We start from the raw sequence: 26,290 nt of genomic DNA on the forward strand, positions 1-26,290 counted from the left end.
CAGGGCCGGCGACGGCGAGAGGGCAGGGCGTGCTCATACGATTCCCCGGCCGGTCAGCCATACATAAAAAAAGGGCGACCGCCATATGACGGTCGCCCTGATGTTCAGCGGAGGAGGGCCTACTGGCCCAGATCCACCAGCACGGGGTTCTCTTCCAGATCTTCCAGGAACTTGTCCGGACGTTCCTTCTGGTCGGGCACGGTGATGTCGCCGTGGACATACTCGCGATAGCCCGTACCGGCCGGGATGAGACGGCCCACGATGACGTTTTCCTTGAGGCCGCGCAGGTAGTCCATCTTGCCCTTGAGGGAAGCCTCGGTGAGCACCTTGGTGGTTTCCTGGAAGGAAGCCGCCGAGATGAAGGACGAGGTGGTCAGCGAAGCCTGGGTGATGCCCAGCACCAGCGGTTCGGCGGTGGCGGGCTGACGGCCTTCGGCGATGGCCTTGTGGTTCTCGGCCTTGAACTCGGCCTTGTCCACCTGTTCGCCCACCAGGAAGCTGGTGCCGCCGGAATCCAGCACGGTGACCTTCTTGAGCATCTGGCGCACGATGACTTCGATGTGCTTGTCGTCGATGCCCACGCCCTGGAAGCGGTACACTTCCTGGATCTCGTCCACGAGGTAGCGGGCCAGGTACTTTTCACCGCGGGTGCGCAGGATGTCGTGCAGTTCGGGCGAGCCTTCGGTCAGCGGATCGCCGGCTTCCACGAAGTCGCCGTCGGCCACGGTGATGTGCTTGCCCTTGGGCACCAGGTATTCCTTGGCATCACCGATCTCGGGGGTCACCACCAGCTTGCGCTTGCCCTTGGATTCGCCGGCGTAGGACACGGTACCGGAGATCTCGGAAACCACGGCCATGTCTTTGGGCTTGCGGACTTCGAAGAGTTCGGCCACGCGGGGAAGACCACCCACGATGTCCTTGGTCTTGGAAGTTTCGCGGGGCTTACGGGCGATGATGTCACCGGCCTGGATGGCCTCGCCGTCCTTGACCATGATGATGGAGCCCACGGGCAGGCTGTACACGGCGGACGCCAGGCTGTGCGGACGCTGCTTGACGTTGCCGTCCTCATCGCAGACCGAGATGGACGGACGGTAGTTGGTGGTACGGTATTCCATGATGGTCAGGGAGGCCTGACGCGTCACGTCGTCCACCTTTTCCTGCACGGTCTTGCCGTCCACGATGTCGGTGAAGCGGATGATGCCCTCTTCTTCGGACACGAAGGGTTCGTTGAAGGGGTCCCACTCGGCCAGCACGGTGCCCTTGGTCACTTCCTGACCGTCGGTCACATGCAGGCGGGCGCCGTTGGGCAGGATGTACTTTTCACGTTCGCGGCCCTGCGGATCCACGATGGTCAGCTGGCCGCTCTTGCCCAGCACCAGCTGGATGCCGTCACGGTTGGTAACGGCGCGCACGCGGTTGAGGATGACGCGACCGGTGTTCTGGGCTTCGAACTTGTTCTTTTCAATGGTGCTGGATGCGGTACCACCGATGTGGAAGGTACGCATGGTCAGCTGGGTGCCGGGTTCACCGATGGACTGGGCGGCGATGATGCCCACGGTCTCGCCGGTGTTGACCAGGTGCCCGCGGGCCAGGTCGCGGCCGTAGCACAGGGCGCAGATGCCGCGCCCGGCCTGGCAGGTGAGGGGCGAACGCACCGTGATGGAGCTCACGCCGTGTTCACGCAGCACAGCGGCCTCGGCTTCGTCGATGGGGGTGTTCTCGGGCAGCAGCACCTTTTCCGCGTCTTCGGGATCGTAGACGGGGTAGAGCAGCACACGGCCCATGGCGCGTTCCCACACCGGGGTCTTGATGTCGCCGCCTTCGCGCAGGTGGGTCAGCTCGATGCCGTCCACCGTGCCGCAGTCGTGTTCGGAGACGATCACGTCCTGCACCACGTCCACCAGACGACGGGTCAGGTAACCGGAGTTGGCCGTCTTCAGGGCGGTGTCGGCCAGACCCTTACGGGCACCGTGGGTGGAGGTGAAGTACTGCAGCACCGACAGACCTTCGCGGAAGGACGAGGTGATGGGCGTTTCGATGATTTCACCGGAAGGCTTGGCCATCAGACCGCGCATACCGGCCAGCTGACGCATCTGGTCCTGGTTGCCTCGAGCACCGGAGGTGGACATCATGAAGATGGAGTTGAAGCTCTGGTTCTTCTCTTCACGGCCGGTCTTGGGATCCTTCAGGATATCGTAAGAGATCTCCTTGATCATTTCCGTGGAGACGTCCTGGGTGGCCTTGGTCCACACATCGACGACCTTGTTGTACTTTTCGGTACGGGTGATGATACCGTCGCGGTACTGGCGTTCGATGTCGTCCACCTCGGCCTGGGAAGCGGCCAGGATGTCCTTCTTGCGGGCCGGGATGATGAGGTCCTTCACACCGATACTGACACCGGCGCGGGTAGCGAACTCATAACCCATGTTCTTCAGATTGTCGCAGAGGATGACCGTGGCCTTGATGCCGCACTGGCGGTAGCAGTTTTCCACCAGCTTGGCGATCATCTTCTTGGTCAGCACCAGGTTGACGTTCTCGAAGGACATTTCCTTGGGCAGGATGTTGCTCACCAGCACGCGGCCGGGCGTGGTGCGGTAGGTCTTGCCGTCGGGCATGCGCACGTTGATGCGGGCGTGCAGGGACACGGCATCGGCATCATAGGCGGCTTCCACTTCCCAGGGACCGCAGAAGGTCATGCCTTCGCCCTTCTCGAAGCTGCGCTCGGAGGTCATGTAGTACAGCCCCAGAACGATGTCCTGGGAAGGCACGATGACGGGACCGCCGTTGGCGGGCGAGAGGATGTTGTTGGTGCTCATCATGAGCACGCGGCATTCGATCTGCGCTTCCACGGAAAGCGGGATGTGCACGGCCATCTGGTCACCGTCGAAGTCGGCGTTGTAGGCCGAGCAGACCAGGGGATGCAGACGGATGGCCTTGCCTTCCACCAGCAGGGGCTCAAAGGCCTGGATACCCAGACGGTGCAGGGTGGGGGCACGGTTGAGCATGATGGGGTATTCGCGCACCACTTCCGAGAGGATGTCCCAGACCACCAACTCTTCACGCTCCACCATCTTCTTGGCGCTCTTGATGGTGGAGGCATAACCGCGTTTTTCCAGCTCCGAGTAGATGAAGGGCTTGAACAGCTCCAGGGCCATCTTCTTGGGCAGGCCGCACTGGTGCAGCTTGAGGTAAGGACCCACGGTAATGACGGAACGACCGGAGTAGTCCACGCGCTTGCCCAGCAGGTTCTGACGGAAGCGGCCCTGCTTGCCCTTGATCATGTCGGACAGGGACTTGAGCGGACGACCGTTGGTACCGGCGATGGCGCGACCGCGGCGGCCGTTGTCGAACAGGGCGTCCACGGCTTCCTGCAGCATGCGCTTTTCGTTGCGGATGATGATGTCGGGAGCGCCCAGTTCGATGAGGCGCTTCAGACGGTTGTTGCGGTTGATGACGCGGCGGTACAGGTCGTTGAGGTCGGAGGTGGCGAAACGGCCGCCGTCCAGGGGCACCAGGGGACGCAGCTCCGGCGGGATGACGGGAATGACTTCCATGATCATCCATTCGGGCTTGTTGTTGGACTCCAGGAAGGCCTCGACGATCTTCAGGCGCTTGGTGAGCTTCTTCTTTTTGGTCTGGCTCTTGGTGGTCTCGCTTTCTTCGCGCAGTTCGGTGCGCAGCTTTTCCAGATCCAGCTCTTCCAGAAGGGAGCGCACGGCTTCGGCGCCCATGCCCACGGTCAGGGCGTCTTCGGTGCCGTAGTGGTCCAGGATCTGCAGGTACTGGTCTTCAGAGATGACCTGGCGGCGCTGCAGATTGGTCTGGCCGGGATCGAGCACGATGTAGGAATCGAAGTACAGGACCTTTTCCAGATCGGCCATGGTCATGTCGAGCAGGGTGCCGATCTTGGAAGGCAGGGTCTTGAGGAACCAGATGTGGGCCACGGGCGCGGCCAGTTCGATGTGGCCCATGCGCTCGCGACGCACCTTGGAGGCAATGACTTCAACGCCGCACTTTTCGCAGACGATGCCGCGGTGCTTCATGCGCTTGTACTTGCCGCAGTTGCACTCGTAGTCCTTCACGGGGCCGAAGATCTTGGCGCAGAACAGGCCGTCGCGCTCCGGCTTGAAGGTACGGTAGTTGATGGTTTCCGGTTTCTTGACCTCACCGTAGGACCATTCGCGGATGGCTTCGGGCGAGGCGATGGAAATCTGGATGGCTTTCAGGTTGCGGATGTTGGTCACATTGGCCGACGTGCCGCGTGCAGTGAAGAGATCGTCCAGGCTCATATATCTACCTTGCTTGTCAAAAGCTCGTTACAGTCGTTGTGGCGTATGGTTGACGCTCCGTCCCGGGGAATGGCGCTGCCGGGCACCGCGCGGTGGCGTGATGCCCGGCGCATCCATGAATTATTCCTCGGGTTCCTGGTCGCGCATGAAGCCGATACGCTTGGGCTTTTTCTTGCCGTCTTCCTGATGCAGGGTCACGTCGAGGCCCAGGCTCATGAGTTCCTTGACCAGAACGTTGAAGGATTCGGGCAGACCGGCTTCCAGGAAGTTGTCGCCCTTGACGATCTTCTCGTACATCTTCACGCGTCCGGCCACGTCGTCGGACTTGACGGTAAGGAATTCCTGCAGGAGATAGGCGGCGCCGTAGGCTTCCAGAGCCCAGACTTCCATTTCACCCAGACGCTGGCCACCGAACTGCGCCTTACCGCCCAGCGGCTGCTGGGTGACCAGGCTGTAGGGGCCGGTGGATCGGGCGTGGATCTTTTCGTCGACCAGGTGGTGCAGCTTCAGGATGTACATGACACCGGTGGTCACGCGGTTCTTGAAGGGCACGCCGGTGCGGCCGTCGTACAGGACGGTCTTGCCGTCGCCGTCCTTGCCGGCCTTTTCCATCCAGCCCCAGATCTCTTCTTCGGTGGCGCCGTCGAAGACCGGGGTCTTGGTCACGATGCCGTTGCGCAGCTTCTTGACCGAGGCGATGAACTCTTCGTCGTCCATCTTGTCCACCAGCTCGCTGATGGCCGGGGAATCGAAGACGTCCTTGACCTCGTCACGCACCACCTGCAGGGCCGCGCCGGAATCCAGCAGTTCGGCCAGCTGGCGGCCAAGTTCCTTGGCGCCCCAGCCCAGGTGGGTTTCCATGATCTGGCCGATGTTCATTCGCGAAGGCACGCCCAGGGGGTTGAGCACGATGTCCACGGGGCGACCGTCGGCGAAGAAGGGCATGTCTTCTTCGGGCAGGATGCAGGAGACCACACCCTTGTTACCGTGACGGCCGGCCATCTTGTCGCCCACCGAGAGCTTGCGCTTGATGGCGATGTGGACCTTGACCATCTTGATGACGCCGGGAGGCAGATCGTCCCCTTCGGTGACCTTCTCGCGCTTGGAGTCATAGATGGCGTGCAGGTAATCCACCTGATGGTCGTAGTCCTTGAGCTGGTCGGCCACGATGTCGTTGACTTCCTTGCTCTCGAACAGGCCCTGCAGCTTCTTCACCGGGATGGCGTCCAGCTGCTCGCGGGTCAGGGCGACACCGGCTTCCACCAGCACTTCGCCCTTCTTGTTGCCGGGGACGCTGACGGCGGTCAGCTTGCCCAGCACATGGGGGGCCAGCACTTCGCGGGTGCGGTTGCCCAGAGCGCGCATGTGATCGGATTCCTTCTGATCCAGCACGGCGGTGTCGTGGGCCTCGATGGCCAGGGTGCGGTCGTCCTTTTCACCGGAACGACGGTTGAACACCTTGACGTCGATGACCGTACCTTCCACTCCCGGGGGCACCTTGAGGGAGGTGTTCTTCACGTCGCGGGCCTTCTCGCCGAAGATGGCGCGCAACAGCTTTTCTTCCGGGGTCAGCTGGGTCTCGCCCTTGGGGGTGATCTTGCCGACCAGGATGTCGTCAGGCTTCACGGCCGCGCCGATGCGGATGATGCCGCTGTCGTCCAGGTTGCGCAGCATGTCTTCGCTGACGTTGGGGATGTCGCGGGTGATCTCTTCGGGTCCGAGCTTGGTGTCGCGGGCCACCACTTCGAATTCTTCGATGTGGATGGAGGTGAAGATGTCCTCTTTCACGGTACGTTCGGAAATGAGGATGGAGTCTTCGTAGTTGTAACCGCACCAGGGCATGAAGGCCACCACCAGGTTCTTGCCCAGAGCCAGCTGGCCTTCGTCGATGCCGGGACCGTCAGCGAGGATCTCGCCCTTCTTGAACACCTGACCGGGGTAGCAGGTGGGCTTCTGACCAAAGCAGGAGTTCTGGTTGGACTTGTGGAACTTCAGCAGGTCATAGGCGCGCACGCCGCCCTGTTTCTTGTACAGGTCGCCTTCGTAGGAGACCACGATGCGGTCGGCGTCGGCGTATTCCACCTTGCCGTCGGCCTGGGCCACGATGCAGGCGCCGGAGTCGCGGGCCACGTCGATTTCCATGCCGGTGCCCACCAGGGGCTTTTCGCTGCGCAGCAGCGGCACGGCCTGGCGCTGCATGTTGGAACCCATGAGGGCGCGGTTGGCGTCGTCGTGTTCCAGGAAGGGGATGAGCGCGGCCGAGATGGAGACCATCTGGCTGGGCGAGATGTCCATGAGGGTCACCTCGTCGCGGGAGCGCATTTCCACTTCGCCCTTGACGCGCACGGTCACGAACTCGTCCAGGAAGTTGCCGTCGGCGTCCACGCGGGCGTTGGCCTGGGCCACCACCTGGTCGCCTTCGCGGGAAGCGTCCAGATGCACGATCTCGTCAGTCATGCGGCCATTGCGCACCACGCGGTACGGGGTCTCGATGAAACCGAAGTCGTTGACCTTGGCGAAGGTGGTCAGCGACACGATCAGACCGATGTTGGGACCTTCGGGCGTTTCGATGGGGCAGATGCGGCCATAGTGGGAGGTGTGCACGTCGCGCACTTCGAAGCCGGCACGCTCACGGGTCAGACCGCCGGGGCCCAGGGCCGACAGACGGCGCTTGTGGGTCACTTCGGACAGGGAGTTGGTCTGGTCCATGAACTGCGACAGCTGGGAAGTACCGAAGAACTCCTTGAGCACCGCGGCCACAGGCTTGGGATTGATCAGGTCGTGGGGCATGAGCGTGGAGATTTCCTGGATGCTCATGCGCTCCTTGATGGCGCGCTCCATGCGCACCAGACCGATGCGGTACTGGTTCTCCACCAGTTCGCCCACCAGGCGCACGCGGCGATTGCCCAGATGGTCGATATCGTCGGCCGGACCGTGGCTGTCCTTCAACTGCACCAGCACCTTGATGGCGGTGAGGATGTCGTTGTCGGTCAGGGTACGGGAATCTTCGGTGTCGGGCAGGCCCAGGCGCTGGTTGAGCTTGTAACGGCCCACCGGCGACAGGTCATAGTAATCCGGGCTGCGGAACAGGTTGTCGAAGAAGCTGGCGGCGATCTCGGCGGTCGGCGGGCTGGAAGGACGCAGACGACGGTAGATCTCTTCCTGAGCCTTTTCCTGATCGGGGATGCGGTCCTGCATCAGGGTGTCGCGGATGGAGGAAGAGGTGTCGGTGCCCTTGGTGTGCAGCACGGCGATACGCTCGATGCCGGCTTCGCGCATGCGCTCCAGCAGGCCGGGAGTGATCTCGTCGGCGGCTTCGGCCAGCACTTCGCCACTGCCGGGAGCGATGACGTCTTCGGCCAGGAACATGCCGTCCAGGGTGTCGGGACGCACTTCGATGGCCTTGATGCCCGCTTCACAGACCTGACGCCAGCCACGCTTGGTGATGGGCTTGCCGGCCTTGATGAGCACGGTGCCGTCCTCGGTGGCGATGTCGGAGTAGGCGTTGTCCTTGCGGTACAGGGACTTTTCCACTTCCCACATCAGGGTGTTGTGCGGCTTCAGCAGGTAGTGCTCGCGGGTGTAGAAGTACTCCAGGATGTCCATCTTGCTCATGCCCATGGCCTTGAACAGGATGGTGGCGGGCATCTTGCGGCGACGGTCGATGCGGACATACAGGATGTCCTTGTGGTCGAAGTCGAAGTCCAGCCAGGAGCCACGCATGGGGATGACTCGGCAGGAGTAGAGCACCTTGCGGCTGGTGTGGGTCTTGCCGCCGTCGTGTTCAAAGATGATGCCGGGAGAACGCTGCAGCTGGTTGACGATGACGCGCTCGGTGCCGTTGATGATGAACGTGCCCTTTTCCGTCATCAGGGGCAGGGTGCCAAAGTAGATGCCCTGTTCCTTGATGTCGCGGATAGTGCGGTTGCCCGTGGCTTCATCGGTGTCATAGACCACCAGGCGCACCTTGATGTGCACCGGGGCTTCGTAGGTCAGGCCTTTGGAGATGCACTCGGCCTGGTCGTACTTGGGCTCGCGGATTTCGTAGCTGACGAATTCCAGGCTGGCGGTCTTGTTGAAATCTTCGATGGGGAAGACGGTGTGGAACACGCCTTCCAGACCTTCCTCCTTATTTCGATCGGCTTCGGCAACGCCTTCCTGCAGGAACTTGCTGTAGGAGTCGATCTGAAGATTGAGGAGGTGCGGAATGGGGAGAGTAACGTTGATTTTGCCGAACTGTTTGGTAAGCTGGCCCATGCGATACCTCAAGGTAGGTAGCGGTTGCGCTTCGGCTGCCGGCGTTGCACCGGAACGTCCGGTCGGCATTCTGCCCGTGCAGACCGCTGTGGACAGACTGCCAAAACGCCAGTCATGCCGCGATCCGAAGCGTACAATCTATATCTCTCAGTGGGATCCGGTTTTCACAACGCGCAAAAAGGACAAACGACACTTCCCGCGTTGCCGGCAGGGGTTAGGCCGCTTGTCTTGAAAGAAAAGGCTATGCGTGTCGGGCGTTATCTACCAGAAAAACCAGATACTTCTCCCACAACAGTTTTGGAACGAAGAGACATACCGCAAAAGCATGGTTTTTGCAAGCACTTTTTCCGCAGCCCGGAAGCGCCCCGGAAGGGAGAGGGGGCGAGGGCGGGACGGCTGCCGTGAGCAGCCTGGGCAGTATCTACCATGCCTGTGCCGCCGGGGCAACGCCGAAAAAAGAAACTCCGTCTTTTTTTGTATGGAAAAAGACGGAGCGTCAATGAAAAAAAGCAGGCTGCATCAAAAAGACACAAAAGGAAACCCGCAAGATACCGGCCGACTGTGGGCAGGCAATAAAAAAGGCGGGGTTTGCACCCCGCCTTCAAAAAGATCGGAAAAACCGAACTTACTTCACTTCGACAACAGCGCCGGCTTCGGTCAGCTGCTTCTTGGCTTCTTCGGCTTCTTCCTTGCTCACGCCTTCCTTCAGGGTGGAGGGGCAGCCGTCGACCTTTTCCTTGGCTTCCTTCAGGCCCAGGCTGGTCAGAGCGCGCACGACCTTGATGACGCCGATCTTGTTGGCGCCGGCTTCCTTCAGGATAACGTCGAATTCGGTCTTTTCTTCGGCAGCGGCAGCGGCGCCACCGTCAGCGGGGGCGGCCATCACCATGGCAGCGGCGGGAGCGGCAGCGGACACGCCGAACTTTTCTTCCAGTTCCTTGATGAATTCGGACAGTTCCAGGACGGTCATGTTGGAGATGAACTCAACAACCTGTTCTTTGGTCACGGACATGGTAAACTCCTAGCTCTTTGGCTAAAATTTGGTTGATTGCTTTTCTTGCTGCGAAAGCCTTAGGCGGCTTCGCCCTTCTTTTCTTCGATGGCCTTAAGCGCATAGAGCAGGCCGCGGAGAACGTTGGCGAACAGCGAAACAAAATTGGTGGGCACGGCGTTCATGGTGCCGAGCAGCTGACCAAGGAGCTGTTCCTTGGACGGCAGCTTGGCCAGGGCTTCAACCTGTTCGGCAGACATTTCCTTGCCTTCCAGGCTGCCGCAGCGCAGCTGGAACAGCTTGCTCTGCTTAGCAAAATCACTCAACGCCTTGGCCACCGCCACGGGGTCATCGAAACCAAGGGCAATGGCGCTGTTGTCGTGGAACTTGTCCTTGACAACGTCATGCGTGCCACCGGTAAAAGCGATACGGGCCAACGTGTTCTTGACGACGTAGAATTCGCCGCCAGCCTTGCGCAGGTTCACACGGAGGTTCGTCAGCTCTTCCACCGTCATGCCCTTGAACTCGGTCAGCACCGCAAAAGAAGCACGATCGGCATTCGCTTTGATCGCTTCAATGACGGCTGCTTTTTCAGACCTGGTCACGTGATACCTCTCACGTTCGGGGTTGCCGGGTGGAATGCCGAGCCAAAGATAAGTCTGGACAGGTGGATTAAAGGCCTTGCGGCCTGCCTGCCGTCTTCGACTCGAATTCCCTTGCCTTAGCCAGTAAATTCAAATGCGGGGATTGCTATTACTGCAATCCCCGCACGATGTCAACTAAAAAATGGGCTTAGCCTTCCAGGAATTTTTTCACCTGGGACATATCGATCTTGAAGCCGGGGCCCATGGTGGTGGACACAGCCATGGAGAGCATGTAGGTGCCCTTGGCGCCGGAGGGCTTCAGACGATTCACGGTTTCCAGCAGGGCCTTGAGGTTGCCCAGGATCTTTTCGGGACCGAAGGAAACCTTGCCCAGAGGAGCGTGCAGAACACCGGCCTTGTCGACCTTGAAGTCCACGCGACCGGCCTTCAGTTCGTTGACGGCCTTGGTCACGTCGAAGGTAACGGAACCGGTCTTGGCGTTGGGCATCAGGCCGCGGGGGCCGAGCAGACGGCCGATCTGGCCCACCAGAGCCATGACGTCAGGGGTGGCGACGGCGGCGTCGAAGTCCAGCCAGCCTTCCTTGACCTTGGCCACCAGGTCTTCAGCACCCACGAAGTCGGCGCCGGCGGCGGTGGCTTCGGCCTGCTTTTCACCCTTACAGAAAACGGCCACGCGAACGGTCTTGCCCAGGCCGTGAGGCAGGGTCACAGCGCCGCGCACCATCTGGTCGGAGTACTTGGGGTCAACACCCAGGCGGATGGCCACGTCGACGGTTTCGTCGAACTTGGCGAAGGAAGCGCCCAGGGATTTGCTCACAGCGTCTTCAACGCTCAGGCGTTCCTGCAGGTTCACGCCTTCGAGAGCTTTGCGAAAATTTTTGCCATGCTTGGGCATGTCTTTATCCTTTCGTTTTATCTCCTGCCACACATGGACTGCTCCAGGTCTGGCAGTACAATTGATCAACGAGGGGCAGCCAGGCTGCCGTCATCCGGTAAACCGGTCCCTACTTGATTTCGATGCCCATGCTGCGGGCGGTGCCGGCGATGGACTTCACAGCGGACTCAAGGGTGGCGGCGTTGAGATCGGGCAGCTTCAGCTTGGCGATTTCTTCCACCTGGGCCATGGTCAGGCTGCCAACCTTGTTACGGTTGGGTTCACCGGAGCCCTTTTCGATCTTGGCGGCCTTCATGATCAGCACCGCGGCCGGGGGGGTCTTGGTGATGAAGGTGAAGGAGCGGTCAGCGTAGACCGTGATGACCACAGGGATGATCATGCCCTTCTGGTCCTGGGTGCGGGCATTGAATTCCTTGCAGAAGCCCATGATGTTCAGGCCATGCTGACCCAGGGCGGGACCCACCGGCGGGGAGGGGTTGGCGGCGCCGGCCGGAATCTGCAGTTTGATTTTGGCAACTTCTTTTTTGGCCATGATGTTCTATCCTTATGACTGGAACAGCGCCCTGCGGCGCTGCTCCGATGCTAGCCCTTGGAAACCTGCACGAAATCCAGTTCCACCGGGGTTTGTCTTCCGAAGATGGAAACGGATACGCGCAGCTTGCCCTTTTCGTAGTTGACATCGTCCACGACGCCATTGAAGCCCTCGAAGGGGCCCTCGATAACCCGAACGTCGTCGCCGCGTTCGAAGTTGAACTTGGGCCGGGGGGTCTCCTGGCGACTTTCCATCAGCGAGAGGATGCGCGCGGCGTCGCTTTCGCTCATGGGAGTGGGGCGGTTCTTACCCCCCACAAAACCGGTGACCTTGGGGATGGACTGCACCAGATGGCAGGAAAGATCCGTCATAATCATGCGGATCATCACATAGCCGGGGTAGAATTTGCGGGTACTGGTGCGAGGCTGCGAGCCGTTCTTGGAAGGTTCGATGACCTTTTCGGTAGGCACGACCACTTCCTGGATGAGGCCATTGTCCTCGCCGGAATCCATCATCGCCTTAATGGTCTTCTGCACGCGCTGCTCGAAACCGGAGTAGGTGTGCACGATGTACCAGCGAGACTTCTTCCCCAGTTCGGAGTTCTCGTCGATAACGGGAGTGTTCATATGTGCCTTCAGGAGAGGATGCTCTTGATGATGGCCGAAAGCCCCAGATCCACGAGGCCAAGCACGATCGCCATGACGGCAACAAAGCCCAGAACCGCAAACGTCGCTTTGCGCGTTTCCTTGAGCGTAGGCCACGTAACCTTACGCAGTTCGCCGCGAGAATCTTCGATATATTGCGCCAGGCGGGAGATGGGGTTGGGGGTCTGTTCGGTCTTGGAGTCGGCTTGCGCGGATTTCTTTACCATGGTGCTTCCCACAAGATAAAAAATGGCAGGGCAGGAGGGATTCGAACCCCCAACTTGCGGTTTTGGAGACCGCCGCTCTAGCCGTTAGAGCTACTGCCCTGCGTACCGTCAGGGGGGAGGGGTGCTCCCCCCTGCGGAAGTATTGTTACCTGGTTTCTCTGTGAAGCGTGTGCTTCTTGTCCCAGGGACAATATTTTTTCATTTCCAGACGCCCGGTGGTGTTCTTCTTGTTCTTCCGGGTGCTGTAGTTGCGACGCTTGCACTCAGTGCAGGCAAGGATGATATTCACTCTCATGGTACTACTCGATGATTTCGGTCACCACGCCGGAGCCCACGGTACGGCCACCTTCACGGATGGCGAAGCGCAGACCGGCTTCCATGGCGATGGGGGCGATCAGTTCCACCAGGAACTGGCTGTTATCGCCAGGCATGACCATTTCCACACCTTCGGGCAGGTTGATCACACCGGTGATGTCGGTGGTACGGAAGTAGAACTGAGGACGATAGCCGGAGAAGAACGGGGTGTGACGGCCACCTTCTTCCTTGGACAGGACGTACACTTCAGCCTTGAACTTCTTGTGGGGCGTGATGGACTTGGGAGCAGCGAGCACCTGGCCGCGTTCCACTTCGTCACGCTTGGTGCCGCGCAGCAGCACACCGATGTTGTCACCAGCTTCGCCCTGGTCCAGCAGCTTGCGGAACATTTCCACGCCGGTGCAGGTGGTCTGGGCGGTGGGCTTGATACCCACGATTTCCACCACGTCGCCGACCTTGATGATGCCGCGTTCCACACGACCGGTCACCACGGTACCGCGGCCGGAGATGGAGAACACGTCTTCGATGGGCATCAGGAAGGGCTTGTCGATGTCGCGCTCGGGATCGGGGATGAAGTCGTCGCAAGCCTGCAGCAGTTCGATGATGCACTTGGCTTCAGGAGCGTCGGGATCGTCGCATTCCAGAGCCTTCAGAGCGGAACCACGGATAACGGGCACGTCGTCGCCGGGGAAGTCGTAGGAAGACAGCAGTTCGCGCACTTCCAGTTCCACCAGTTCCAGCAGTTCTTCGTCGTCCACCAGGTCGCACTTGTTCAGGAACACGACCAGCTGGGGCACGCCGACCTGACGGGCGAGCAGGATGTGCTCACGGGTCTGAGGCATGGGACCGTCGGTGGCGGCCACCACCAGGATACCGCCGTCCATCTGGGCAGCACCGGTGATCATGTTCTTGATGTAGTCAGCGTGGCCGGGGCAGTCCACGTGAGCGTAGTGACGCTTTTCGGTTTCGTATTCCACATGGGCGGTGGCGATGGTGATACCACGTTCCTTTTCTTCGGGAGCCTTGTCGATTTCGTCGTAGGAAATGAAGCTACCGGAGCCCTTCAGACCGGCGATCTTGGTGATGGCGGCGGTCAGAGTAGTCTTACCATGGTCGATGTGGCCGATGGTACCAATGTTAACGTGGGGCTTTTTGCGTTCGTATTTTTCCTTGCCCATTGTACGTCTCCCTGAGGATAAAATTTGTTGCGGTTACTGTACTTTCAACCTTGAGCATGGTTTCGAACGCCTGCTCCCGGTTTCTTGCCACTGCCCGCATAAGTCCCTGTGTTGTTGCCCAGGGAACGTGCTTTGACAGGAAAAAGGATGACTGGAAGGGAAAAATGCAGGAATGGAGCGGGAAACGGGATTCGAACCCGCAACCCTCAGCTTGGAAGGCTGATGCTCTAGCCGTTGAGCTATTCCCGCATCCTCGATGCGCGTTGTTTTGCAGGCCAGCGAACTGACCCCCGGGTTTCGGCATGGCCCGGTACTGCACCGTAGTTCCCGACAGTCTACCTGTCTCCTACAGCCAAGGCAGTTGTTAGCATGTGCCACACTTCTTATTCAGAAGTGGTGGAGGGGGGTGGATTTGAACCACCGAAGTCTTACGACGACAGATTTACAGTCTGTTCCCTTTGGCCACTCGGGAACCCCTCCACTCTGAGTTGCAAGCGATGTTGGCTTGCAAGATTTTCAGTCTGGCGTGGGCTTGTCCGGCTTTGCTTCCGGTGCCCTGCTGCCCCGTTCGGCTTTCGCTTTCGTGAGGCATTCGTCAGCAGCAAGGATGTGTTTACGGAAAACCGGCCCCTTTGGCAAGCACTTTTTTGCATTTTTTCGATTTTTTTCGTTAAAAAATAAAAAATAAATAAAAATAATATGTTATGAATATGCCTAAAAAGCCTGTTTTCCTTGCTTCAGGGGCTTTTATGGGCTTTTTCGATCAAGCGGGCTTCAAAAAGGGCCTGAAAAAGTTGTTTCAGCTCGTGCCGGATGCGTGTTTTGGGGACGTCAGGGAAGGTCTCGGCCAGCAGGGAAAGAGCCTCGTCACGTGAAAGGGGAGCGGAAAGCAGCTGCCAGACCACGGCTCCGGTGCCATCGAGACGAAAGATGTGGTTACCGTGGCTGTCCGTGAGGAAGATGCTTTGTCCTGCCTGCCGGCAACTCAGGCCCGGGCGCTGCTGCCACAGTGTCCTGCTGTCCCCCGCGTCGCCGGCGGTCTCGGCTGCGGGAGGCCGACCGGCTGAGGGACGAGCATAGAAGACAGAAGAATCCGGCACGGGAGGAAAATCCGCGGGCAGGGGTGCAGCCGGGGGCAGCAAGGGCGCCTGCCGTGCGAGGACCCCTGCGGCTTCATCCAGGTCATCATAGCGGAGGATGCGGCAGGGCAGGGCATCCAGCAGTTGTGAGCCCAGCCTGAGGACCTCCGGTGCACCGCCATCGGGGATCAGGAAACGGGCCAGCACGTTGTCCATGCCGGTGGCGGCAGGGGCGGGCAGAAGAACGGCCCGGCTGCCGGGCGTGCGTTCCAGCAGGATCACGGCATCCGGGGCGTGGCGTTCGCCCCAGGGCGCCAGATCGTCCGGGGAGGGAGCCAGATAGCCATAATGGCGATCACATATGCCCGGGCGCTCGTTCATGAAGCGTTTCAGGGCAGGGGAAGAGGGCGGGGGCAGGCGCAGGCGGGGAGCTACGCCGAAGGAAAAGATTTTTCCCTGATGGAGGCCCAGCAGGTCGTCACCGAGCCCCCGTGCTGTACCGGCCATGAGACGGACGACCAGCGTGCTTTTCCCGGCGCGGTTGTCGCCGCAGAAGATCAGGGTGCGCCCATGCAGGCACACGGCCGCGGCATGGAGGGAGATCAGGCGGGGGCAGGCATGACAGCAGGCGGCCACCAGCTCGATGGCCAGGCTGCACAGCAGACAGGCCCGGGAGGGCTCGTAGCGGGGAGCGGGCAGCCAGGGAGAGCGCAGGCGATAGCCGCGCCCCTGTGGAGTGATGACCAGCAGGGGCGCAGTTTCGTGCAGGCCGGATGGCAGCGTCCCGGAGATGGACGGGAGCCCCGCTGGTTGCGGGGCGTGCGGCCAGAGCCGGAAAAAAGCATCCAGTGCGGGCAGCAGGCCTTGGCAGTCATGCAGTCGCACGGCTCCCGGCACACCGGCAAAAAAGACGTCCTGGTGCGCCATGCCTAGTAGCGATCCGGCCGGAAGCCCCCCAGGGCGTCATTGAACGTGTCACGCAGGCGATCCCCGGCCTCACGATGCCAGCCTTCATTATAGCGGCCGTCGTAGCGACCGTCGTAACGGTCGTCATAACGGTCACGGTAATCATAGTTGCGGGAGGGGCGGGAATGGCGACGCGAGGGACGGCTGCGGCGGCTGCGTCTGGAGTAGCGGCTGCGCCGGGAATAATGGCTGCCGTGGGAAGAACGTCTGCGCCGCCGGTGCGAGGGCCGGGAGTGGGCCTCGGCTTCATTGACGCAGAGCAGGACCGGCGTGGCATAGAGCAGACCCGTGGCGACCAGACCGGCCAGGAAGGAACGGCGCTTGTTGCGGAGGCTGTCTTCGGAAGGGGCGGACGATTCTGTCTTCATAATGCCCTCCTGCCCGGGAGCGGGTCAGGTAAAAGTATCCTGAATAGCAGACGAAAAACGGTCTGTCGGAGATTGTGCCAGCAAAGCGGGGTCTTGCCAAGGGGGCTCCGCAAGTCTGGCGGAGCCAGTCTGCTGCGTCAGGCATGAGCAAAGCGTCAGGGCGTGGCATGGCCGTACGCCCTGTGCCGGCGTTTTTTCGGCAGGGCATCGTCCGCCAAAGGATGCGGCTTTGCAGGGCATCCTTCCGGTCTGCTTCCATGTGCCGCTGCCGGCGGGTTGCCGGACATGTCGCGGTGGCCCCGCTGCGGACTGCGTCCCCGGCAGGCGCGTCACGGCACGGGGCGGCATGCCGTCAGCAGGCCTGTTGCCGGGTCCGGGCCAGAAAGGCGTCGGCCTTGTGGTATTCCGGCTCATCCAGCAGGCTGGTCACGGTAAAGACCAGCAGGGAGAGGCAGACGCCCAGGATCACCTGCAGGGCCGACTGCTGCTCCCAGAAGGCGGGCAAGGGCATCCCCAGGAAGATGGCCAGATTGTACAGGCAGTAGGCCAGGCCGCAGAGCATGGAGCACAGGGCGCCCCTGCTGGTGCCGCGCCGCCAGAAAAAGGCCAGGACAAGCGGTACGAACACGCCGGTGGTGATGATGTCCGAGGCTATCCAGGTGATCTCGAAGATGGAACGGATGCGCAGGGAGATGAGGATGCCCACGGCCACGATGACCAGCGTGGCCAGCCGGGACAGGCGCAAGCGGGTCTTTTCGTCGTAGCTGCCGGGGAGCAGGTCCATGACCAGGGTCATGGCGCCGGTGTTGATGAGGGAGTCCATGGTGGACATGATGGCCGCCGAGATGCCCACGAAGACCACCGCCGCCAGCAGGGGCGACATGGAGCTTTCCACCAGGGCGGTGACCACGCCGCCCTTGGGCAGGGTATCGAACAGGACGATGCCCGCCATGCCGGTAAGGACCACGATCAGGTACAGCGGGATGTAGACGAAGAAGCTCATGACCGTCATGCGCCGGGCGTCCCGCGTGTCGCGTGTGGCCGAGATGCGCTGCCAGACATTGGCCTGGATCATCCACGAGCAGCCGACGGTGATGACGTACATCAGGTACTTGGGGGCGCCTGCGGTCAGGCTCATGAATTCCGGCCTGCCGCTGCGGGCCGCCGCCTCCGCGATGGGGCCCAGGCCGCCGCATTCCTGCATGGCCACCACGAAGACGGCCAGGGCGGACAGGAGCAGCAGCAGGAACTGGATGATGTCCGTGAGCACCACGCCGCGAAAGCCCCCGAACATGGAATAGACCAGCACGATGAGCGTCCCGGCCAGCACGCCGCCCTCATAGCCCATGCCGAGGAAGGTCCCGAAAAAATCCCCCACGGCCACCATCTGCGAGGCAGCGGAGAACAGCATGAAAAACAGGATCATCAGCGCCAGCAGCCGCGCCACGGGGCGGGAATAGCGGGCCTCCATCATGGCCCCCTGGGTCAGATAGCCCACGCTGCGGATGGCCCGTGCCCCCAGGCCCATGAGCAGGGTGGCCACCAGCACGGGCACGCCGTAGTACCAGAAGGCCCCCATGCCGTCGGCAAAGGCCAGATCCGCCGTGGACAGGGCCGAGCCCCCGCCCCACCATGAGGCGATGAAGGTGATGGACAGGGCCCAGAACGGCAGGCTGCGCCCGGCAAAGAAATAGTCTTCCACGTCGCTGTTCTTTTTTTCTTTGAGGACGACCAGCAACAGGATGGCAAAATAGAGGACGAGCCCGATAAGGGAAGCGGTCTTGAGCATGGGGATTCCGCGAATGGCTGAAAGTGGCGGGGCGTTGGGGACAGAGGATCAGCGGGCCAGATTGCGCAGGAGGCTGTCCAGCACAGCCATGCAGGCGGCCTGATCCGCGGGCGGGACGTCCTGCCAGAGCCTGCGGTGCAGTGCCGTGGAGATGTCCGTCTGGACATGGCGCAGGGCCTCGCCCCTGTCGCTCAGGGACACGAGCTGCACCCGGGCGTCCTGCGGCGAGGGACGGCGCCGGCAGTAGCCGCGCTCCTGCAGGGTATCCACCAGGCCCGTGACCGTGTTTTTTTTGCGGCCTATGCGCCGGGCCAGCGTGCTCATGGGCTGGGGGGATTCCTCGAACAGTGCATGGAGCACGGCCCCGTGGGCGGGCAGCAGATCGGTGATGCCGCGCCGGGCAAGTTCGTCGCAGATATGCTGGTTGGCCCGTTCCCGGATACGGGAAAGCAGGTCGATGATGTCATCAGGTGAGGTGGCAGGCATGGGGCCTCCGTGCAGGAATTCGGGCGTTTTTAGTTCGTGGGCGAACTAATGTCAACGGAAGAAGGGCAGCCGTCAGAGCTGCCCGATGGAATGCATCCCTTTCTTTTCCATTTTATGGAGCGGACAAGCGTGATAACAGGCAAAAAAGGAGGTCCTCATGGATAGGAACAGGCCTGTGTTTCCCTGTCCGCATTGCGGTTCCCGCCACACGACGCTGAGCCGGGCAAGCCTGTCTTTTTTGCCGGAGTGGCTGCGCCGTCTGTTGCCCGTATCCGGGACCTGTCCTGCGCAGGGCAGGATCATCCTCGCTTGCAAGGATTGCGGGAAAAGGTTCGTCATGTATATCATGTAGGGGGAGGGCCCCTGCCATGGCGACCATGTTTCCTGCTGATGTGACGTCGTTCCTGACGACCGGCGAAGAGGCAACGTACAGTTTCCTGCAACGCACGGCCCGGCCGGACGGCAAATTCCTGTGCTGGTACGCGCCGGACATCGAAGAGCGCGAGCCGGACTTCATCCTGCTGTCGCCCGATTGCGGCCTGGTGGTGCTGGAGGTCAAGGACTGGCTCATCGACCAGCTGCTGGAAGTGGACGGCAAAAGCGTGCTCCTGTCGGTCAACGGCCGGGAGGAGCGGCGCAAGCAGCCTTTGGCCCAGGCGCGGGAATATGTGGGCAGCCTGCTCACCCTGTTGAACAAGCACGCGCCCCGCATGGCGGACGGCAAGCCTTTGCTGCCCTGTCCCGTCACCGGCGGGGCCGTGTTGCCGCATATCAGCCGTGAGGAATTCCGGGCGGCCGGTCTGGGCGAGGTCATGGAGGAGGGCCGGATCATCTTCTGGGATGAACTGCACGAGGAGTCCCCGCTGCGCCGGGATGCCTCGGGCCGCAGTTTCGCGTGCTGGCTCGCGGAGCATTTCCCGCCCCTGTTCCCCTTCCAGCTATCGGGTTCCCAGATCGACTGGCTGCGGGCCCGGATCTTCCCCGTGGTGCGGCTGGAACTGCCCGTACGCGGCGGGACGCATGCCTCGGCCCAGGACGAGACCATCCGAGCTCTGGACCGCGACCAGGAAAATCTGGCACGCGGCATGGGCGCCGGGAAACAGCTCATCATCGGGCCGTCCGGCAGCGGCAAGACGCTCATCCTGGCGCATCAGGCCTGGAACCTGCCGCGGGTGGACAAAAAGATCCGCCGTGTGCTGGTGACCTGCTTCAATCTTTCACTGGTGGGCTACATCCGCCGCTTGCTGGCCCGCAAGGGCGCCAGCCTTGGCCCGGACGGGGTGGAGGTGGTGCCGTTCTACACTATTTGTGAGCGTATCCTGGGCGAACCGCTGACCCATGCCGAGGAGAGCGAGTATTACAACATCATCGTGCAGGAGGCACAGGAGCGCCTGCAAGGGGAGCATCCGCTCAAAGGGCACTGGGATGCCATCCTGGTCGATGAGGGGCAGGATTTTTCCCCGGAGATGGCGCACGTCCTGCTGGCCCTGCTGCCGCCGCATGGGGTGCTGACCGTGGCCCAGGACGAACAGCAATGCCTGTACCAGCCGGAGGACAGCGGCTGGGAGAAAATGGGCATCGCCGGTCTGCGGCTGCGCCGTCTGCAACGCCAGTACCGCAACACACGGGCCATCGCCCGGATGGCCTTGCGTCTGCTGCCGGAAGATGAGCCCGTGCCGGAGCTGGCAGGCGCGGAAGGGGAAGCGCCCTGCTGGCTGCAAAGCGCCGATGCGCCTGCGCTGGTGCGCGATGTGGCGGATGCCGTGGCCACTCTGGTACGGGAGGGTGTGCCCATGAGCGAGATAGCGATCCTCTACGCCCATTCCCGCATGGAAGGGCTGGCGTCCAGCCTGCCGGAAAGCCTGCTGGAAGCGGTGGAGGCCCGGGGCGTCATGGCCCGCTGGGTGGCCCGGGATACGACCAGCAAGCGCTATTTCGACATCACCACGGACAGCGTCTGCATTTCCACCATCCACAGCGCCAAAGGTCTGGATTTTTCCCATGTCTTCCTGCTGGGCATGGATCGCCTCCAGCCGGAGAAGCCCCGCCAGCGGCGTCTGGCCTATGTGGGGATGACGCGCGCCCGGGAGCATCTGACGCTGGCTATTTGCGGCCGGGAAGGGCTCGTCCCCTTGCTGGCAGCGGCAGAGCGGTAGCCGCTTGAGAGCCGTCTGCTGTCCTTCATATGCTGAGGCAGGAGAGCTGGCCGGTGAAAAGCCCCCTGTGCGAAAGCCCTTGCCAAGCGGTCAGGATTCATCTAAAAGAGGAGAGATGCTGGTGTGGCTCAATCGGTAGAGCAGCTGATTTGTAATCTGCAGGTTATGGGTTCAAGTCCCTTCACCAGCTCCAGGAAAAAGCAAAAAGCCCTTACGGAAAACTCCGTGAGGGCTTTTTTGTTTTAGGCCAGCTTTCGGGTACTTTTTTGCAGGGAGCTTCAAGTCATGTATCCGCAACGGAGCGTCATGACATGCGGGCTTGCAACTGCGCTCGAGCCTCCCCATTTCAATCACGCACCTGTGAGGGGTGCGATCGGTGCATCAATAAGTTTGCGGCGCTATTGGCAGCAATTTGCGCGCGTATTGGCAGCAGAAAAGCAAAAAGCAAGGCGGGAGAAATCCCGCCTTTTTTTGTTAGTCCGGTTGTCGTTTGGGGTATGGAAGTATCGGCATACGCAGGCGCTTGATCCAGTCCGTTTTCAGGAAGCGGACATAGCGGAACTGTCGCAGCTTGTGCAGCTTTGCCCGGTCCAAATTGGCCCGCAGGTATGCTCCACGCTTGCCGCTCTTGAGGTGGGCCGTTACCAGCAATTTATGGTAGATCTCGCCGTCCAACTCGAAAAACGGGCTCTCGTGGAATCCCAGGTAGAGGAATGAACATGCCTGATAGACCACGCCCAGGCCCTGGCAGCGTTCGTCCGCATAGGACTGTACCCAGGCCACGGACGGGCAGGCGCGACGGATGTATTTCAAGCTGTAGCTGATCGCCCGGCTCTCGCTGTTGCGCGGCGCATCGTCCGACAGCCACATGCGGTTGAGCTCCATATATTGGCCCTGCACGGTGCCTTCCACAATCTTGCCAGCTCTGGCCGGATTGAGGGCATAGCCCCATTGCAGGACGCCAACGAACGCTCCCTCGCGGTAAACGCCCAGGTGCAGGTAGCTGTTGTTGACTACGCGGTGGCTGTAGTGGTGTTCGATGATGACGGCGCGGGCCGTGGCACAAGGGATCTGGGCCACATAGAAGTCGGCCGTGCCGAAGCCCTGCGGCCCTGTTGCCCCCATGATGTAGCCGGGCGGCCCGGCCAGGGGCGGCAGCCAGTCGCTCAGGACCGGCGGATGATATGGTCGTCTGCGTTTTGCGGCCACGGTGCCTCCACAGGAGAGGCTCCACGGCCTGCATGATCGGGGCGCGTGGCCCGCAGGGCGGATACTCCGCACGGGATTCCCCTTCCCGTGTGGGGCCGTGGCGGGCTTGTCAGGCCCGTCGGTGGGGGCGTTGCAGCGCCCCCGCCACTGTCAAATCTTGTCGAGTTTCAGTCCTGGCGCGGCGTTGACCGCTTTTTTCCGCAGCCTGTAGCGTGTGTGCTGATAGACACGCAGCAGCATGGTCGGGTCAGCATGGCCCATGACCTCCGCCACCGCTTTCACGTCCGCGCCATGCTCAAGGGCTTCCGTGGGCATGGCATGGCGCAGGCTATAGGGCGTTATGCGCCGCGTGATGCCCGCCGTTTTTCGGGCCTGATGCCAGGCATGGCCTATGCAGCGCACAGGGCGGCCCTGCCAGTGGATGACCCACGGGCAGCCCTGTTTCTCGTCTTCCTCTTTCCACGCCCGCAGCAGGGGCAGGATGTCGTCCCGGATGGGGACGATCCTACTGTCATCCCGCGAGCCCTTGGCAGCGTTGGGCATCCTCATATAGCCCGCCGCCAGATCCACATCCGCCCATGCAAGCCGAAAAAGCTCGCTGGGGCCGATACGCGGCCCGGCCGCCATGCCTAGGACGATCACACGCCGGATATGCGGCGCGGCTACCTTACACATGCGCGCAGCCTCGGCCCGCGTGGGCGGATCGATGCGCCGTGCCCTGGGGCGGTGCAGCCGGAAACCCGCCAGAGGCGACGCGGGCAGGCGGCCCGTCTCCACGGCCCAGGCCAGGACGGTACGCCACAGACGGACGCGGTGGTGCGCTGTGGTGGCCATGACGCCGCGCCCCCGCTGGACGGTCAAAAACTCCTGCATCTGGGCCGTGCCCACCCGGCGGGCCTGCCAGCCCCCGAACAGGGCCAGCAGCTGGTTGAGGTGATGCCGGGTACTGGTGCGGGTCACGTCCCGCGTGATCTGGTGGGCCAGATAGTCCTCTGCCAGTTGGCGGGCCGTCATGGTCGCCCGTTTGTGTTTTGTTGCCATATGACCTCCTTGTGGGAGGCCTATAGCATGTTCTCCAGTCTGGCCATGAGCGCCTGCGCCTGGCTGCGGCTCATATGCGGGCCACGGTGCCCTTCGAGCCGTATCCACCAGCGTGTGGCATGGCAGTTCTCGGCCCGGACCTGTCCGCCCGCTGTGGCCACCAGCCCCCGGCAGACACCGGGCAGCCAGTTGGCCGGACGCAACAGGCCGCGCGGGCCTTCGTCGTTCCAGCTTTGGCCGATGTGGGCCAGCCAGTCCCGCACCATGATATGCCAGCCGCGCCAGAGACAGGATTGGTCAAAGACGCAGCCCACGGCCTCGATGCTGCCGCCGTGATGCGCCCAAGCCCCGAAGGACCGCACGTCAAAGCGGTCCGGAGCGCCCCAGTTGCGGATCAGGCAGCCCCGCAGCATGACCCGCATGCCGGACTGCGCTTCCGGTCCCCGCCGCCCGAAGTCTTCGAGGATACAGTCCTCGAAAATGACGGTCTTGCCGCGTTCAACGTTCAATTTATCCGTATCCCCGGAGCCGCACAGCACCAGCTTGCCCGCGCCCCGGATGACACAGCGTCGAAAAACGGCACTGCTGCCCCATACCACGCCCACAGCCTCATCCAGCTGATCCAGCGGGCAGGCCGACAGGTCGATGAGGCAATCCTCCACCAGCCAGTCCTGCCCGTTGCTCATATCCAGGCCATGCCCGCCCGTGTCCGGAGCGGTGATGGTCTGTCCCGCCAGGCTATACGTCATAGTCCACGACCACGGCCTCCACGGCCTCTACGGTCTCGGCGGCCTCCACGGCGGCCAGCAGTTCGTCACGGCGGGCGGCATGCAGAGCCTGCACATACGCCAGCCCCTCCGCATCATCTACAGCCAACAGGGCCGCGCCGATGCTCACGTCCTGCGCCGTAGGAGAAGCGGCGGGCATGGTCAGGGAGGCCGCCAGAGCGGCGTCGTAGCCGTTCTGGATCTCGTTTTGCTTGGCGGACTTGGCATCGGGGAGCGCACGGGCGGCAGCCTCCTCGGCGGCTTTCTTCTCCAGGCGTGCTTTTTCCGCCTGCCAGAGCTTCACATACGGTACGACCTGCTCGTCATAATCTTCAGCAGTCAGCGGCTTGTTGGGGCCATCCGTCCACTCGGTATGGCCAGTGCCCCCACGCCATTGCAGGGCATGCAGATTTGTCGGGGCGTCAAACGGGAAAACGAGGGCCGCGCCATCGACGATGATTAAATGGTCAGCGGGAACTACGGTAACTTGAGGCATAGGAAAGCTCCTGGTTATGCCGCATAGCGGCGGGTTAAAAAATCTGTCCGGCACTGTCGGGGAGACCACGCTCACAAAAGAGCAGATGCCGAGCCATACGCATGGTTATCGCAAAGTTACCAGATGGAATGGCTGGAACGGCACCAATGATGGCAATGACTGCAAACCGCCGAGCGACGGACAGCCCACGGATGCCACAGGCGGTTCCCAAGCGCATACACACGCGCTCTCCGGGGAGGCCGGGAAAGCCGATACACTACCGCCGTACTACGCCCTCTCCTTTGTTATGCGGTGCGCATAATAAAGGAGAGCACATAGTACGGGGGGAGGTTGGAAGCATCGTCCAAAGTTCCCTCCAGGGTATGGCTATGGGGTTGCGATCCGCCTGTTGCATCAGTCGTTTGTTTGCCGGAGTTCGCACTGCCTTTGGCTTCCGCAATATCGCCATAAGTGCCCTTATTGAACGTATGAGTATGGCTTGGCATCTGCGCCACGCTCAAGGTCGTGGCGCCGACAGTGCCGGACAGTCTGCTGGATAATTGAAAAGTCCAACAATGGAGAATCGTTATGTGGTTTGAATTGATGCCGCACGGAATGCGGGAAATAACGGACGATGAAATTGTGGCCAAGGCAGAGCAAATCAAGGCGCATCGCGCTTTACAAGGCGGAGCCGGTCACGAGACGACGCCCCCGACACTCTACCCCTGGCAAATGCCTTCTCATTCTCACACCATAAACCGCTGTGGAGGTTGCTACCATGCCCACTGTTACTGTTGTCCCCTCCGATAGCCTGATCATCGTCGATGGCGCGGCCCTCGTTTTCCCGTTTGACGCCCCGACAAATCTGCATGCCCTGCAATGGCGTGGGGGCACTGGCCATACCGAGTGGACGGATGGCCCCAACAAGCCGCTGACTGCTGAAGATTATGACGAGCAGGTCGTACCGTATGTGAAGCTCTGGCAGGCGGAAAAAGCACGCCTGGAGAAGAAAGCCGCCGAGGAGGCCGCCGCCCGTGCGCTCCCCGATGCCAAGTCCGCCAAGCAAAACGAGATCCAGAACGGCTACGACGCCGCTCTGGCGGCCTCCCTGACCATGCCCGCCGCTTCTCCTACGGCGCAGGACGTGAGCATCGGCGCGGCCCTGTTGGCTGTAGATGATGCGGAGGGGCTGGCCTTTGTGCAGTCCAAGCACGCCGCCCGCCGTGACGAACTGCTGGCCGCCGTGGAGGCCGCCGAGACCGTAGAGGCCGTGGAGGCCGTGGTCGTGGACTATGACGTATAGCCTGGCGGGACAGACCATCACCGCTCCGGACACGGGCGGGCATGGCCTGGATATGAGCAACGGGCAGGACTGGCTGGTGGAGGATTGCCTCATTGACCTGTCCGCCTGCCCGCTGGATCAGCTGGATGAGGCTGTGGGCGTGGTATGGGGCAGCAGTGCCGTTTTTCGGCGCTGTGTCATCCGGGGCGCGGGCAAGCTGGTGCTGTGCGGCTCTGGGGATGCGGATAAATTGAACGTTGAACGCGGCAAGACCGTCATTTTCGAGGACTGTATCCTCGAAGACTTCGGGCGGCGGGGACCGGAAGCGCAGTCCGGCATGCGGGTCATGCTGCGGGGCTGCCTGATCCGCAACTGGGGCGCTCCAGACCGTTTCGACGTGCGGTCCTTCGGGGCCTGGGCGCATCACGGCGGCAGCATCGAGGCCGTGGACTGCGTCTTTGACCAGCCCCGTGCTTGGCGCGGCTGGCATATCATGGTGAGGGACTGGCTGGCCCATCTGGGGCAGGCATGGAACGACGAAGGCCTGCGCGGCCTGTTGCGTCCGGCCAACTGGCTGCCCGGTGTCTGCCGGGGGCTGGTGGCCACAGCGGGCGGACAGGTCCGGGCCGAGAACTGCCATGCCACACGCTGGTGGATACGTCTTGAAGGGCACCGTGGCCCGCATATGAGCCGCAGCCAGGCGCAGGCGCTCATGGCCAGGCTGGAGAACATGCTATAG

General features: G+C 61.7%; 21 protein-coding genes and 4 tRNA genes. 4 read left to right on the plus strand and 21 right to left on the minus strand.

What is annotated here, in order from left to right; translation table 11 throughout:
• Positions 1-119: 119 nt before the first annotated feature.
• The 17 genes from rpoC to Q4I12_RS08010 all read right to left on the minus strand — a co-directional run bounded on the left by rpoC (position 120) and on the right by Q4I12_RS08010 (position 18,621).
• Positions 120-4,289 carry a DNA-directed RNA polymerase subunit beta' gene (gene rpoC, locus Q4I12_RS07930; protein WP_302261274.1) on the minus strand — a complete coding sequence of 1,390 codons (4,170 nt, stop codon included), beginning with the start codon at positions 4,287-4,289 and terminating at the stop codon, positions 120-122.
• 120 nt (positions 4,290-4,409) lie between these two features.
• Entirely contained in the window at positions 4,410-8,546 is a 4,137-nt protein-coding gene (gene rpoB, locus Q4I12_RS07935) for a DNA-directed RNA polymerase subunit beta (protein WP_297159478.1), read from the minus strand.
• 625 nt (positions 8,547-9,171) lie between these two features.
• Entirely contained in the window at positions 9,172-9,558 is a 387-nt protein-coding gene (gene rplL, locus Q4I12_RS07940) for a 50S ribosomal protein L7/L12 (protein ID WP_006003610.1), read from the minus strand.
• Positions 9,559-9,617: 59 nt separating this feature from the next.
• On the minus strand, positions 9,618-10,142 hold the full coding sequence (gene rplJ, locus Q4I12_RS07945) for a 50S ribosomal protein L10 (RefSeq protein ID WP_006003612.1): 525 nt from the start codon (positions 10,140-10,142) through the stop codon (positions 9,618-9,620).
• A 187-nt stretch (positions 10,143-10,329) separates the two neighbouring features.
• A complete protein-coding gene (rplA, locus tag Q4I12_RS07950) occupies positions 10,330-11,037 on the minus strand; it encodes a 50S ribosomal protein L1 (protein WP_040368907.1) in 708 nt (235 codons plus the stop codon).
• Between the two features lie 109 nt (positions 11,038-11,146).
• A complete protein-coding gene (gene rplK, locus Q4I12_RS07955; RefSeq protein ID WP_006003616.1) occupies positions 11,147-11,569 on the minus strand; it encodes a 50S ribosomal protein L11 in 423 nt (140 codons plus the stop codon).
• 50 nt (positions 11,570-11,619) lie between these two features.
• Positions 11,620-12,195: a transcription termination/antitermination protein NusG gene (gene nusG, locus Q4I12_RS07960; RefSeq protein WP_006003618.1), complete on the minus strand. Its 576-nt coding sequence runs from the start codon at positions 12,193-12,195 to the stop codon at positions 11,620-11,622.
• 8 nt (positions 12,196-12,203) lie between these two features.
• Positions 12,204-12,440: a preprotein translocase subunit SecE gene (gene secE, locus Q4I12_RS07965; protein ID WP_006003620.1), complete on the minus strand. Its 237-nt coding sequence runs from the start codon at positions 12,438-12,440 to the stop codon at positions 12,204-12,206.
• A 23-nt stretch (positions 12,441-12,463) separates the two neighbouring features.
• A tRNA-Trp gene (locus Q4I12_RS07970) sits at positions 12,464-12,540 on the minus strand.
• Between the two features lie 45 nt (positions 12,541-12,585).
• Positions 12,586-12,735, minus strand: a complete 150-nt coding sequence (gene rpmG, locus Q4I12_RS07975; protein ID WP_072334080.1) for a 50S ribosomal protein L33 — start codon at positions 12,733-12,735, stop codon at positions 12,586-12,588.
• A 4-nt stretch (positions 12,736-12,739) separates the two neighbouring features.
• Positions 12,740-13,933, minus strand: a complete 1,194-nt coding sequence (gene tuf, locus Q4I12_RS07980) for an elongation factor Tu (protein WP_297138364.1) — start codon at positions 13,931-13,933, stop codon at positions 12,740-12,742.
• A gap of 173 nt (positions 13,934-14,106) precedes the next feature.
• A tRNA-Gly gene (locus Q4I12_RS07985) sits at positions 14,107-14,182 on the minus strand.
• 145 nt (positions 14,183-14,327) lie between these two features.
• A tRNA-Tyr gene (locus Q4I12_RS07990) sits at positions 14,328-14,413 on the minus strand.
• 257 nt (positions 14,414-14,670) lie between these two features.
• Positions 14,671-15,939, minus strand: a complete 1,269-nt coding sequence (locus tag Q4I12_RS07995; protein WP_302261275.1) for a PqqD family peptide modification chaperone — start codon at positions 15,937-15,939, stop codon at positions 14,671-14,673.
• Positions 15,940-15,941: 2 nt separating this feature from the next.
• Positions 15,942-16,346: a hypothetical protein gene (locus Q4I12_RS08000; RefSeq protein WP_300646350.1), complete on the minus strand. Its 405-nt coding sequence runs from the start codon at positions 16,344-16,346 to the stop codon at positions 15,942-15,944.
• 352 nt (positions 16,347-16,698) lie between these two features.
• Entirely contained in the window at positions 16,699-18,135 is a 1,437-nt protein-coding gene (locus tag Q4I12_RS08005; protein WP_302261276.1) for a sodium:solute symporter family protein, read from the minus strand.
• A 48-nt stretch (positions 18,136-18,183) separates the two neighbouring features.
• The gene (locus tag Q4I12_RS08010) at positions 18,184-18,621 is read right to left on the minus strand and encodes a MarR family winged helix-turn-helix transcriptional regulator (RefSeq protein WP_302261277.1); all 438 of its coding nucleotides are present in this window, start codon (positions 18,619-18,621) and stop codon (positions 18,184-18,186) included.
• A 368-nt stretch (positions 18,622-18,989) separates the two neighbouring features.
• Here Q4I12_RS08010 and Q4I12_RS08015 point away from each other — a divergent pair, with 368 nt between their 5' ends.
• On the plus strand, positions 18,990-20,777 hold the full coding sequence (locus Q4I12_RS08015; RefSeq protein ID WP_302261278.1) for a 3'-5' exonuclease: 1,788 nt from the start codon (positions 18,990-18,992) through the stop codon (positions 20,775-20,777).
• Positions 20,778-20,894: 117 nt separating this feature from the next.
• Positions 20,895-20,970 (plus strand) — tRNA-Thr (locus tag Q4I12_RS08020).
• 281 nt (positions 20,971-21,251) lie between these two features.
• Here the strand turns inward: Q4I12_RS08020 and Q4I12_RS08025 are convergent.
• The 4 genes from Q4I12_RS08025 to Q4I12_RS08040 form a co-directional block, all read right to left on the minus strand.
• A complete protein-coding gene (locus Q4I12_RS08025) occupies positions 21,252-21,986 on the minus strand; it encodes a Mom family adenine methylcarbamoylation protein (RefSeq protein ID WP_302261279.1) in 735 nt (244 codons plus the stop codon).
• A gap of 150 nt (positions 21,987-22,136) precedes the next feature.
• Positions 22,137-23,027: a tyrosine-type recombinase/integrase gene (locus Q4I12_RS08030; RefSeq protein WP_302261280.1), complete on the minus strand. Its 891-nt coding sequence runs from the start codon at positions 23,025-23,027 to the stop codon at positions 22,137-22,139.
• A 20-nt stretch (positions 23,028-23,047) separates the two neighbouring features.
• Positions 23,048-23,776 carry a hypothetical protein gene (locus Q4I12_RS08035; protein ID WP_302261281.1) on the minus strand — a complete coding sequence of 243 codons (729 nt, stop codon included), beginning with the start codon at positions 23,774-23,776 and terminating at the stop codon, positions 23,048-23,050.
• Positions 23,766-24,290 carry a phage tail protein gene (locus Q4I12_RS08040; protein ID WP_302261282.1) on the minus strand — a complete coding sequence of 175 codons (525 nt, stop codon included), beginning with the start codon at positions 24,288-24,290 and terminating at the stop codon, positions 23,766-23,768. The genes Q4I12_RS08035 and Q4I12_RS08040 overlap by 11 nt, the downstream gene beginning before the upstream one ends.
• Positions 24,291-25,047: 757 nt before the next feature.
• Between Q4I12_RS08040 and Q4I12_RS08045 the strand changes: the two genes are divergently transcribed.
• The gene (locus tag Q4I12_RS08045) at positions 25,048-25,572 is read left to right on the plus strand and encodes a phage tail protein (protein ID WP_302261283.1); all 525 of its coding nucleotides are present in this window, start codon (positions 25,048-25,050) and stop codon (positions 25,570-25,572) included.
• Complete coding sequence (locus Q4I12_RS08050; RefSeq protein ID WP_302261284.1) at positions 25,562-26,290, plus strand: hypothetical protein; 729 nt, start codon at positions 25,562-25,564, stop codon at positions 26,288-26,290. The genes Q4I12_RS08045 and Q4I12_RS08050 overlap by 11 nt, the downstream gene beginning before the upstream one ends.

This window comes from Desulfovibrio piger (assembly GCF_951793255.1).
Classification (GTDB): domain Bacteria; phylum Desulfobacterota; class Desulfovibrionia; order Desulfovibrionales; family Desulfovibrionaceae; genus Desulfovibrio.

Excerpts from the sequence above, each read along its gene's own strand:
- tuf (WP_297138364.1), bottom strand. The coding sequence starts at position 13,933 with ATGGGCAAGGAAAAATACGAACGCAAAAAGCCCCACGTTAACATTGGT.
- secE (WP_006003620.1), bottom strand. The coding sequence starts at position 12,440 with ATGGTAAAGAAATCCGCGCAAGCCGACTCCAAGACCGAACAGACCCCC.
- Q4I12_RS08030 (WP_302261280.1), bottom strand. The coding sequence starts at position 23,027 with ATGGCAACAAAACACAAACGGGCGACCATGACGGCCCGCCAACTGGCA.
- Q4I12_RS08035 (WP_302261281.1), bottom strand. The coding sequence starts at position 23,776 with ATGACGTATAGCCTGGCGGGACAGACCATCACCGCTCCGGACACGGGC.
- rplA (WP_040368907.1), bottom strand. The coding sequence starts at position 11,037 with ATGCCCAAGCATGGCAAAAATTTTCGCAAAGCTCTCGAAGGCGTGAAC.
- nusG (WP_006003618.1), bottom strand. The coding sequence starts at position 12,195 with ATGAACACTCCCGTTATCGACGAGAACTCCGAACTGGGGAAGAAGTCT.
- Q4I12_RS08005 (WP_302261276.1), bottom strand. The coding sequence starts at position 18,135 with ATGCTCAAGACCGCTTCCCTTATCGGGCTCGTCCTCTATTTTGCCATC.
- Q4I12_RS08045 (WP_302261283.1), top strand. The coding sequence starts at position 25,048 with ATGCCCACTGTTACTGTTGTCCCCTCCGATAGCCTGATCATCGTCGAT.
- Q4I12_RS08050 (WP_302261284.1), top strand. The coding sequence starts at position 25,562 with ATGACGTATAGCCTGGCGGGACAGACCATCACCGCTCCGGACACGGGC.
- Q4I12_RS07995 (WP_302261275.1), bottom strand. The coding sequence starts at position 15,939 with ATGGCGCACCAGGACGTCTTTTTTGCCGGTGTGCCGGGAGCCGTGCGA.
- rpmG (WP_072334080.1), bottom strand. The coding sequence starts at position 12,735 with ATGAGAGTGAATATCATCCTTGCCTGCACTGAGTGCAAGCGTCGCAAC.
- rplL (WP_006003610.1), bottom strand. The coding sequence starts at position 9,558 with ATGTCCGTGACCAAAGAACAGGTTGTTGAGTTCATCTCCAACATGACC.
- Q4I12_RS08000 (WP_300646350.1), bottom strand. The coding sequence starts at position 16,346 with ATGAAGACAGAATCGTCCGCCCCTTCCGAAGACAGCCTCCGCAACAAG.
- Q4I12_RS08040 (WP_302261282.1), bottom strand. The coding sequence starts at position 24,290 with ATGCCTCAAGTTACCGTAGTTCCCGCTGACCATTTAATCATCGTCGAT.
- Q4I12_RS08015 (WP_302261278.1), top strand. The coding sequence starts at position 18,990 with ATGGCGACCATGTTTCCTGCTGATGTGACGTCGTTCCTGACGACCGGC.
- rplK (WP_006003616.1), bottom strand. The coding sequence starts at position 11,569 with ATGGCCAAAAAAGAAGTTGCCAAAATCAAACTGCAGATTCCGGCCGGC.
- Q4I12_RS08010 (WP_302261277.1), bottom strand. The coding sequence starts at position 18,621 with ATGCCTGCCACCTCACCTGATGACATCATCGACCTGCTTTCCCGTATC.
- rpoB (WP_297159478.1), bottom strand. The coding sequence starts at position 8,546 with ATGGGCCAGCTTACCAAACAGTTCGGCAAAATCAACGTTACTCTCCCC.
- rpoC (WP_302261274.1), bottom strand. The coding sequence starts at position 4,289 with ATGAGCCTGGACGATCTCTTCACTGCACGCGGCACGTCGGCCAATGTG.